The sequence below is a fragment of the Streptomyces sp. NPDC057654 genome, assembly GCF_042800135.1.
GTDB lineage: Bacteria > Actinomycetota > Actinomycetes > Streptomycetales > Streptomycetaceae > Streptomyces.
On the sequence record NZ_JBHVHQ010000245.1, the window covers coordinates 1 to 10,173 of the forward strand.

General features: G+C 72.8%; 7 protein-coding genes. 1 reads left to right on the top strand and 6 read right to left on the bottom strand.

The genetic code is table 11. From position 1 onward, the window contains the following. Positions 1-279, top strand: a 279-nt coding sequence (locus tag ACFU99_RS19570; RefSeq protein WP_384393511.1) for a helix-turn-helix transcriptional regulator, incomplete at its 5' end; no start/stop codon positions are given. On the opposite strand, the gene ACFU99_RS19575 is transcribed toward ACFU99_RS19570, so the two are convergent. The 6 genes from ACFU99_RS19575 to ACFU99_RS19600 all read right to left on the bottom strand — a co-directional run bounded on the left by ACFU99_RS19575 (position 257) and on the right by ACFU99_RS19600 (position 9,288). After that, the gene (locus ACFU99_RS19575) at positions 257-421 is read right to left on the bottom strand and encodes a hypothetical protein (RefSeq protein WP_384393514.1); all 165 of its coding nucleotides are present in this window, start codon (positions 419-421) and stop codon (positions 257-259) included. The genes ACFU99_RS19570 and ACFU99_RS19575 overlap by 23 nt on opposite strands. A 43-nt stretch (positions 422-464) precedes the next feature. Continuing rightward, the gene (locus tag ACFU99_RS19580) at positions 465-3,644 is read right to left on the bottom strand and encodes a tetratricopeptide repeat protein (RefSeq protein WP_384393517.1); all 3,180 of its coding nucleotides are present in this window, start codon (positions 3,642-3,644) and stop codon (positions 465-467) included. Beyond that, positions 3,641-5,509, bottom strand: coding sequence for an HSP90 family protein (locus ACFU99_RS19585; RefSeq protein WP_384393520.1), 1,869 nt, complete (start codon positions 5,507-5,509; stop codon positions 3,641-3,643). Before ACFU99_RS19585 ends, ACFU99_RS19580 begins: the two co-directional genes overlap by 4 nt. A 490-nt stretch (positions 5,510-5,999) precedes the next feature. Then, complete coding sequence (locus ACFU99_RS19590; protein WP_384393523.1) at positions 6,000-6,971, bottom strand: D-alanine--D-alanine ligase; 972 nt, start codon at positions 6,969-6,971, stop codon at positions 6,000-6,002. After that, positions 6,968-8,182, bottom strand: a complete 1,215-nt coding sequence (gene alr, locus ACFU99_RS19595) for an alanine racemase (RefSeq protein WP_384393526.1) — start codon at positions 8,180-8,182, stop codon at positions 6,968-6,970. Before alr ends, ACFU99_RS19590 begins: the two co-directional genes overlap by 4 nt. After that, positions 8,179-9,288 carry a D-alanyl-D-alanine carboxypeptidase family protein gene (locus ACFU99_RS19600; protein WP_384393529.1) on the bottom strand — a complete coding sequence of 370 codons (1,110 nt, stop codon included), beginning with the start codon at positions 9,286-9,288 and terminating at the stop codon, positions 8,179-8,181. Before ACFU99_RS19600 ends, alr begins: the two co-directional genes overlap by 4 nt. Positions 9,289-10,173 lie beyond the last annotated feature (885 nt).

Genomic DNA, 10,173 nt, shown 5'->3' on the forward strand with positions numbered 1-10,173 from the left:
CGCGAGGGCGATGCCCGGCTGCTCGTCGGGCTCGCCGAGCGAATACGGCCGGGCAGCCCCTGCGACGACGTGCTGAGCGCGCTCACGCCCCGCGAGCGTGAGATCTCCGGGCTCGTCGCCGACGGGCTCACCAACCAGGCCGTCGCCGAGCGGCTCTGTCTCAGTACGCGTACGGTCGAGAGCCACGTCGCCCGCGTCTACCGCAAGACGGGCGTGCCGTCGCGCGCCGCGCTCGCCGCCCTCATAGCCTCGCGCCTCACTTCTCCCGCGGGTTCGTAGCGATCACCTTTCCGCCGGTATCCGCCTTGAGGTACCCCGATCTGTACGCGTCGGACAGGTACACGCTCATGCCGGGGCCGCCGCCCAGCCGCTCCAGCAGCTCGAAGCGGCCGTCGATCACTCGTCTCGCAGCACCGCTCACGGCGACCTCGGTGATCCCAGCGCGCTGAGCGCGCTCAGGGCGGTCACTCGCCCGGCCGGTCCTGCCGGGCGTCCTCGATCAGCGCCTCGCACTCCTCCACCAGGCGGGTCAGTGTGCCGTCCGGGTCGGGTACGTCCCGGACGGCGGCGCTGGCCCGGCGGGCGCGTTCGGCGGCGGCGTCGGTGCGGTGGAGGGCCGACTCCAACCGTGCGGTGAAGAGTTCCGCCCTGGTCACCTCGGTCAGTGCGCCCTCTCCGCAGGAGCGGAACACCTCGATCGCCCGCCCCATATGGCCGAGCGCCTCCTCGAACGCGGCGATGTTGAGCGCGTACTGCTCCGGCGAGTCGTACTTCTCGTCCGGCGCGCCGTCACTGCGTTCCAGGCACAGCCGGGTCAATTGCTCGTGTGTGCAGCCGAGTTCACGGAGCAGCTCAGTCGGGTCGGTTGAGGCGGCTCGTACGCTCTCCTCGTTCTCACGCAGGGCCTCCCGCATGACCGCCTCAGCGGCCTCTTGCGCCTGCTTCTGTCCCTCCTGCCCCTTCGCCCTCAGCGTTTCCCATGCGCGGGCGCGCAGCGAGCGGACCGCGGCGCCGCTGTCGCCGAGCCCGCGCCACAGCTGCTCGGCGCGCTCGTACGCCTGCAACGCCTCCGCCGCCATGCCGGCCCGACTGAGGGCCTCCGCGGCCTGGTGGCTCAGGATCGCGTGGTGGTGCTGGTCGTCCCAGCCCTTGGCGATGTCGGCGGCGAGGATGAACTGCTCGGCGGCGCGGCCCGGTTCGCCGCCCGTGTGCCTGTAGGAGTGCGCGAGCCAGACGTGCGCCTGGACGAGGTCGCTCTCGTCGTGGCCCTCGGCGAGGTCGGGGAGTACGGACTCCAGGATCGACGCGGCCTCGTGGTGGCGGCCGGTCTCGCAGTAGTGGCCGCCCAGGCGCAGGCGGGCGAGGGCTCCGAGGGTCGCGGACTCGTCGGCGCGGTCGGCGAAGTGGGCGGCGTCCAGCAGGAGCGTCGCCCACTCGGCGTCGAGTACGGGCTTCGTGTCGCCCGTCGGTTCCTCTCCCTCTCCTCCCCGGCTCGCCACGGCTTCCGCCAGTGCCAGGCAGAGGCGCGCCCGGTCGCCCGGTTCGAGGAGCGCCACCCGTTCCGGGTCGTCCAGCACGGTACGTACGACAGCCGCGGCCTCCCCGTGCTCCCCGAGGGCCAGGTGCGCCTGGGCGAGCTGGATCTCGGCCGTCGTCGCGAACCAGGGGCGGCCCGACTCGTGGTGGCGGGCGACCGCCGTGCCGAGCAGTTGGACGGCGGCCGGCAGATCGCGCGGCGCGGTGAGCCGGCCCAGCAGCTCCGTGGCGTTGGCGATGCGGGAGAGGACGGCGGGGTCGTCCTGGTGCCGTTCGGCGAAGGCGATCAGGCGCTCCAGCCCGGTGCCCACATCCGCGGCCTCGGCCTCCGGGTCGACCGCGGAGCCGACCAGCGCGGCCCGTATCCGGCAGCGGAACATGTGCACCGCCAGCGTCTCGGCGGCGGTCGCCCGGCCCGCGGCGTGCAGGGCGTCCACCCGTGCGCCCAGCTCGCCGAGGAGGGCGAGCGTGTCGTTGTCCACCGTGAGGTCCGGGGAGCTGAGGAGGGCGCGGGCCCGTGCGACGACGGCCCTTCCGGGGCGTCCGGCCTCCTCGTGGAGGTCCGCCGCCTCCGCGAACAGGATCTCCGCGGACGCCTCTTCGGCCTCGGACCCTCCGGACTCGGATCCGCCCGCCGTCCTGCCGACGTCCATGCCCGCGGTGTCGAGCAGGTCGGCGCGGTCGGCTGCGCTCAGTGCGTCACCGGCGCGCTCCACGGCCGCCGCGGCCCGCTGCCAGGCGGCTCCGGCGGACGGGTGCGCCGACTCGGTGAGCCGCCGGGCTTTTTCGAGCAGTTCCGCGGTCAGTTCCGCAGTCGGTTCCTCGGCCAGTTCCGCGGTCAGTTTCTCGGTCAGTTCCTGGGCAGGCTGCGGCTGTTCGTTTCGCGTCTGTCCGCCACGTGTCGCCTCGCCCGTACGAGCTCCCGAGCTCACACCCGTACCAACTCCCGTACCAACTCCCGTACCGCCCCCAACCCCCAAAGCAGCCGTCCGCACCCCCAGCATCAGCCCGTCCACCAGCGGCTCCGCCGCCATCCGGGCCCGGATCAGGTCGGATACGCGCGTACTGCCGTTACGGGCGTCGAACCGTGCCGCGTGCGCGAGGGCCCCCTCCCGCGCGTGGCTCAGCAGCGTCGCGGCCGTCCACTGACCGCCGGACAGGCCGGGCGGGCCCGGTACGGGCCGGTCGCCGTGGCCGAGTTCGACCAGGCGGCGCATCAGGAGGGCGGCGCAGGCCAGCCAGTCCATGTGCGGCTCGACGTCGCCGCGCAGCTCCCAGCGGGGCCCCTGCTCCGCCAGGATCTCCAGGCCGCGCGGCTCGTTGCCGGTCAGCGCGCAGAACTCCACATGGGCGGCGACGGCGCTGCCGAGCGCGTCTTCCGAGCGGGCGAGGCGGTATCCGCGCAGGTGGTGGGCGCGGGCCTCGTCCAGGCGGCCGAGGCGTACCAGCGGGAGCAGGGAGTAGGCGAGGGTCCGGTGGGGTTCCGTCAGGCAGTCCTCGTGGCCGTCGGTCACCGGCCGCCATGCCTCGACGCCCGCCGCGTCGTCCCCGTTCTCCACCTCCCACAGCCCCTGTGTGCGCAGTTCACAGGCGTGGCAGTCGGACATGTTGTCGCGGTCCGCGGCCAGCATGGCGGCCAGGGCGCGGTCGCCGCGCTCGCGGTCGCCCAGGTGCTGGGCGATGTCCAGTTCGCGGGAGTGGACGGGCCGTTCGGAGTGGCCGGCGATGCGGTAGCGGCGGCGCATCTCGGGGAGCCACTGCTCGATCGAGGCGAGCGGGATCTGCGGCTGGGCGAGGGCGTCCCCGGTGACCCACTTGAACATCCAGAACAGCTGGTGGGTGTCGTCCTCGTCGAAGTCCGCGGGGTTCTCGTCCCACATGCGCAGCAGCCGCGCGAAGGGCACGAACATCTTGTCGCACTCGGAGCTGGTGCTGTACGCGATGGTCAGCTGGACCAGCGCCTCGACGAGCAGCGGCCGGTGGCCGGTGGCCTCCGCCTCGGCGGTGAGCTCCGCGGCGCGGGCGTTGCGCGCGGCGCCGAAGGGCTCGTCGTCGAGTTCGAAGATGTCGAAGCGGATGTCTTCGCGCGAGCGGTCGGCGGCGGTCATCTGGTCTCTCCGGAGGTGCGGGGCGGGGGCGGCGTCTGACCGGTGGGCTCGGTGGGCGCGGTGGGCGCTGTGGGGCGTACCGCCCGGTCGAGCAGCCCGAGGAAGGCGCGGTTGAGCAGGGCCGATTCCGCGGGGCGCAGCGGGCGCGTGGAGGTGAGCAGCGCCTGCCCGTAGAGCGCCTCGACGGCCGTGGCGACGAGTTCGGGGTCGGGGGCCGCGGCCATGCGGTGCACCAGCGGGCTGAGGTGGTTGAGGACCAGCCGGGCGCGCGGCCGGCCGCCGCGCAGCGAGCCGAGGATGCCGGCCCACAGGCCGTCCGCGGCCTCCGCCTCCTCGGCCCTGGCCTGCTCGTGACGGGCCTCGCGGTCGTCCAGATGCAGAGCGGGAACGGTGACGGGCTGGAAGGAGCGGAGCACCACATCGCAGCCGAGCGGGTCGAGCGCGGACCGTGCGGCGGCGAGGAAGGGGCCCAGCGCCAGTTCCGCGTCCGGCGCGACGGAGTCCAGATGCGCGGTGACGGTGTCCGGGTCGAGCTCGGCCACCGCCGTGCCGGGGCGGGCGGCGGGCAGCAGCTCGACGAGCTCGGTGTCGTACGTATAGCCGCCGTTGACGACGCCGATGCCCTGCGCGGCGGCGATGGCCGCGACCTGGTGGTACTCCTGCGTGCTCCGGGTGAAGTGGACCACCGGGTGGCGGCGGGCGAACTCCTCCAGGGACACCCGGCCCTCGGTGGTCTCGAAGGGCAGCCACGGCAGCATCAGCCGGAACATCTCCGCGTCGTGCCGCGCCAGCGACTTCACGCCCAGGTGATGTACGGACAGGAACTGCGCGAGGCGCTGCGGCTCGCCGGCCGCCAGCTCCGCGAGCCAGGCCCGGACGCGTTCGCCGAGGACCTCGCGTACGGCGTCGAGTGTGTCGTCCTCGTAGAGGTTCTCGCGGGAGGCGGTGGGGCGCAGGCTGTCGGAGTCCAGCACGCAGCGCACGAAGAACGCCCAGTCCGGAAGGAGCGCGTCCGCGCGGTCGGTCAGCAGCATGCCCTTGAGGTGTACGCGGTGGGCGCCGCGCTGCGCCGGGCTGACGGCCGAGGGCAGTACGTACGCCACGCCGCGCAGCCCGGCCAGCGGCACGTCCAGCTCGATGGCGTCGAGCGGGGTGAAGCCGAAGGTCTCGCGGCAGTGCCCGGCGAGGGCCGCGCGACGGGCGGCGGGGCCGGAGTACGCGCGTTCCCAGACGGCGGGGCGCTCGGAGACCGGCTGGTCCCCGACGCGTACGTCGTAGGGAAGCAACGCGCCGAAGTGGTGCGCGAGTTCGGTGACGCGAGCGGCGCTCAGCCAGTCCTCCGCGCCGGGGCGCGCGATGAGGTGGACGGTCGTGCCGGGGTCCGTACGGGCCTCCGGCGGCAGCGTCCGTACGGTGTACGAGCCGTCGTCGCGGGCGCGCCACTCGACGGGCGGCGCCTCTCGGTCGCGGGCGGAGCGGCTGACGACGCGGATCTCCTCGGCGACGACGAAGCAGGCGAGCAGCCCGATGCCGAACTGGCCGAGGAACTCGGCGCGGGCGCTCTCCAGGCCGTCCCGCTTGGAGCTGCGGCCGATGGTGGCCAGGAGGTTGTGCATCTCGGCCTCGGTGAGGCCGATGCCGCTGTCTTCTACGCGCAGGGTGGTGCCCTCGCCTCCGCCCCCGCCTCCGTCCCCGGGCAGGAGGTGGACGGTGGCGGGGGCGTGCGGGTCCACGGCGCGGCGCGCGGTGATGGCGTCCACGCCGTTCTGCAACAGTTCGCGCAGGTAGACCTTGGGGCTGGAGTAGAGGTGGTGCGAGAGAAGGTCGACCAGTCCACGCAGGTCGACCTGGAACGTGTGGGACATGCGCTCGATGCTTTCGGGGCGAGGGGCGGGACGGGTGCGAGAAGGGGGGACTACTGCCAGGGCAGGCGGTTCCACGGGCTGTCGTCGCGGTTGAGCAGCTCGTCCGCGGCCTGCGAGAACCTCTCGCCGTCGTCGTTGATCCGCTCCTGTTCGTACCGCTTCCCCGCAGCTGCCAGAAGGCGCGGCCGGTCAGGAACCCCTTGTTGAACTCCGTTTGAAAGAGAACATGTTCTTGAACGAGTCCAGCAGGCCCATGTGCGTTCGCGTTCCTAGATCGGGGTGGGGCGGGCGCGGGCAGCCGCCGACTCGCGCGGCGCTGCGCAGAAGCCGCGTGTGCCGGAACGAGCCTGGCAAAGGCGCAGGTCGGGCACATCCGTAGAACTACGCAAGCTGTTACGTAAGTCGTTGTTGGTGCTGCTGGTTCTGTCGGTGCGGCTGTTGTGGCTGGGGCTGCTGGGTGGGGCGGCCTGCGCGGACGTGACGAGATGGGTCATCGCCGGTGCGTGGCGAGGGCGCTGTCGATGAGTTCGGTGAGCAGTTGCGGGTAGTGGCTGCCGGCGGCGGCGAACATCTTGGGGACCTGGGAGTGCTCGGTCAGGCCGGGGGCGGTGTTGACCTCGTTGAGGACGAAGCCGCTTGGGGTGAGGAAGAAGTCGAAGCGTGCCGTGCCCGCGCAGCCCAGGGCGCGGAAGAGCCGGGTGGCATGGCGGGTGAGGGTGCTCTGCTCCTGGCTGGTGAGAGGGGCGGGGATACGGAAGGCGGCCGTGCCGTCGTACTTGAGGGTCGTGTCGAAGAGGCGGCCGGCGGTGAGGATCTCCAGGGCCGGACTGGTGACCAGGGTCTGGTCGGCGCGTTGCAGGACGGCGATGTCGATCTCGCGTCCTTCGAGCGTTTCCTCGACGAGAGCGCGACTGTCGAGGGCGAGCGCGGCGGCGAGAGCCGGCCGGTAGGCGTCGGGGGTGTCGACGAGGGTGACGCCGTGGCTGGACCCGGCCGCGACGGGCTTCACGACCAGGGGCAGCGGAAGCGGTGGCGTGCCGTCGGCCGTGGTGGCGAGGGCGGAGCGGGCCACGGGGATTCCCAGGTCCTTGGCGATGAGTTTGGTGGTGGCCTTGTCCATGGCCAGGGCGCCGGCACGGACTCCGGAGCCGACGTAGGGCAGCTGGGCCAGGTCGCACAGGGCGGCCAGGGTGCCGTCCTCGCCGCGCGGGCCGTGGACGGCGGGGAAGACGACGTCACAGGTACGGAGCAGGCGCAGGGCGCCGGCGAGACCGTCGGCCAGGGGCTGGCCGTCCGGGCCGAGCCAGGCGCCGTCGCGGCCGATGGTCAGGCCGAGGGGTTCGTAGCCGTCGGGCAGGGCGGTGGCGACGGCGTGGGCGGTGGCCAGGGAGACGTCGTGTTCGCAGTTCTGGCCGCCGCCGATGATCGCGACGCGTACCGGGTGGGGCGTGGTGCTGGTCATCGGGGAATCTCCAGGTCGGCGGGGTGGCGGGATGCGGAGGGGGACGGAGGGGGAGCGGGCAGGGTGCGGCGGGCCGGACGCGGCTGGGCGCCCAGCGTGGTGAGGAGGTGATGGGGCAGCGTTCCGGCCCAGCGGGCCCAGTCCTCGACCGTGGGCTCTCCGGTGTCGCCGGGCCCCAGAACGGTGACCGTTTCGCCGGGGGCGACGGGGTCGTCGCCCGCGTCGATGACGATCTGGTCCATCGAGAACAGGCCGACCACGTTGCGCCGTCGGCCGCGCAGGAGCACCTGTGCCTGGTGCGAGGCCTGGCGCGGCAGCCCGTCGCCGTAGCCGAGGGGCAGCAGCGCGAGGCGCGTGGGCCGGTCGGTGTGGAAGGCGTGCCCGTAGCCGACGGGAGTGCCGGCCGCCACGTCGCGTACGGCGGCGACCGGCGCGGTCAGCGTCATCGCCTGGCGCAGACCGGCCCGGCGGGTCGGGTCGATGCCGTACAGGCCCGCGCCCACCCGGACCAGGTCGTAGTGGCTGAGCGGGTCGTTGAGCAGGGCAGCGGTGGCGGCGAGATGGCGGTGGCGCGGCCGCAGCCCCGCGCGGTGGGCCTGCCGTACGGCGGCGGTGAAGGCCTTACGGCCCTGCCGGTTGTGGGGGTCGTCCCTGTGGTCCGCGCAGCCGAGATGCCCCATCACCCCGACCACGCGCAGCACCCGCGCGGCCTCCAGACGGCGGGCCGCACCGCACAGCTCCTCCCACTGTTCGGGAGGCGCGCCGTCACGGGCCATGCCGACGTCGGCATGCAGGTGGACGTGTGCGGTGCGGCCGGTGGAGAAGGCGGCGACGGCAACGGCACGCAGGTGTTCGAGCCCCGGCACGGCCACCTCGATGTCGTCCTGGAGGGCGGCTTCGAAGTCGCTGTGCGGGGTGGTCAGCCAGGCCAGTACCGGTCCGGACAGCCCGGCGCGGCGCAGCGCGTGTGCCTCACCGAGGGCGGCCACGCCCAGCCGGTCGGCGCCGTGCGCCTGCACGGTACGGGCTACATCGCTCATACCGTGGCCGAACGCGTCGGCCTTGACGACCGCCATGAACGCGGACCGCGGACAATGGGCACGCAGGCGCCGGGTATTGGAGGCCACGGCGGCCAGGTCGATACGGAGCACGGGCTGCCGGTGTTCTTCGATGTCGCGGTCCAGCGTCGCCGCCGTGTTCAGGGCGGTCACGGCCGGGCCTTCTCGTCGCCGTCGTTCCCGCCGTCGTTCCCGCTGTCGTTCCCGCTGTCTTTCCCGTCGTTTTTCTCGTCGCCTTTCTCATCGCTCTTTGCGCCGCTCTTTTCGTCGCTCTTTTTGCCGTCGAGGGCGGCGGGCAGCTGTGTGCGCAGTGCCTCGATGAGTTTGCCGCTGCGCTCCAAGGCGGCGGACAGACCCTCGGTGGGCGACGTGTTCGCCCGCTGGGCCAGGGTGACGCCGAGTACGAGGCGCTGCTCGCCGCCCGCGGGCAGCTTGGCGGCCCACATCAGGTTGCCGCCCGCGGGGGTGGTCGAGCCGGTCTTGAGCCCGATGACGCCGGGCCGGTCCAGGAGGTCGTTGGTGTTGGTGACCGTGCCGGGTATGCCTGGCACGGTGGTCTTGCGCAGGGCGACGACCTTGCGCAGGACCGGCTGCCCCATGGCCGCCTGCGCCAGCTTCAGCTGGTCGTCGGCGGTGCTGCGGGTGCTCTCCTCGACGCCGCTGGCGCCCGTGTACTCGGTGTGGGTCATCCCGAGGTCCCGCGCGGCCCGGTTCATCTTCTTGACGAACTTCTCCTGGGAGCCGGAGTCCCAGCGGGCGAAGAGCCGGGCGGCATTGTTGCCGGAGGGCAGCATGAGGAGTTCCAGGAGCTGGCGCTGGGTGTAGCGCTGCCCTTTGCGCAGCGGCACGGTGGACTCGCTCAGGGACTGCGACTCCTGGGCGGCCTGCGCGTCGACATCGACCTGCGGCCCCTGATCGCCGTCCTTGAGCGGGTGCTCCTTGAGGATCACGTACGCGGTCATCACCTTGGTCACGCTCGCGATCGGCACCGGCTTGGCCCCGCCTTTGCTGCCGAGCGAGCCCAGCCCGTCGACCGAGATACTGGTCTGGCCCTCGCCCGGCCAGGGCAGGTCGACCTTGTCGGCGATCGTCGCGCGGTCGGTGAGGGAGGGGTGGGGGGAGGCGGTAGGGGACGGCCTGACCCCGGCAATTCCGACGCCCGCGTACGTACCCCCGCCGAGCACCGCGGCCAGCGCCAGCGCTCCGCACACCGCACGCCGCCGCGGGACCCGGGCCGCTCTCGCACTCCACACACCCATCGGAACCCGCCTCTCCACCGTCAGTCGCACGGTTTGCCGTGCACTGCACCCAGCCTGGGCGGGCCCTGTGTCCGGTCGATCGTGGCTGTGCATCCGCCGGCGCGCAGTTTTGTGCTGACTGAGTGACGGGCATGTTCCGGGACCATGACCAAAGCGTGTGCGGTGGCGGGGCTGGGGGTTGGGGGTTGGGGGTTGGGTGGGGCGGTATTTGCGCTCGGCTGGCTGCGGCTTTCGTCTCGGACCCTCCGGGTCCAAGGCGCTGGCGGCGGGAGGGGAGGGGCCGGGCGGGTGTTGGTGCGCTGTCTGCGGCGGTGTTCGTGGTCGGGGTTCAGGCTGGCTCCGCTGCGCTGCGCCGCTGGCCGCTGCCGCGAAGTGGTTGTTGCCGGTTGGTTGGGTGCGGGCTCGTGTCGGACCCTGCGGGTCCACGGCGTCTGTAGTGGAGGGTGGGGCGGTGGTGGTGGCTGCTGGGGGCACCGCTGCGTTCCGCGGCTGGCTACTGGCAGGTAGGGTGCGGTTGCCGCCCGACAAAAGCGCCTTATGGGACGCGGAATCGGGAGGTAACTGCACCCAGTTGAAGGGTGAACCTGGTGTGTCGGGCATATCGGGCGCGTCGGCCGTCGGTGTGGAGTTTCCCCAGCCGTGGGCCTGTCTCGTACGGGCGGCAATCGCCCCCGGACGGAAAGGGCCACCCAGGCGCAGCGCAGCGCGCCACACTCCCCGGCCCCGGCCACCCCTCGGCCTGCGGCCAACGAACCACAGCGCTCCTCGCCGCCTCGCTTCGGCTGCGGTGGGCCGCAGGCCCGAGACGCACCCGCACCCGAAGAACCTGCAACGGCCACTTCGCGGCAGCGGCCAGCGGCGCAGCGCAGCGGAGCCAGTCTGAAC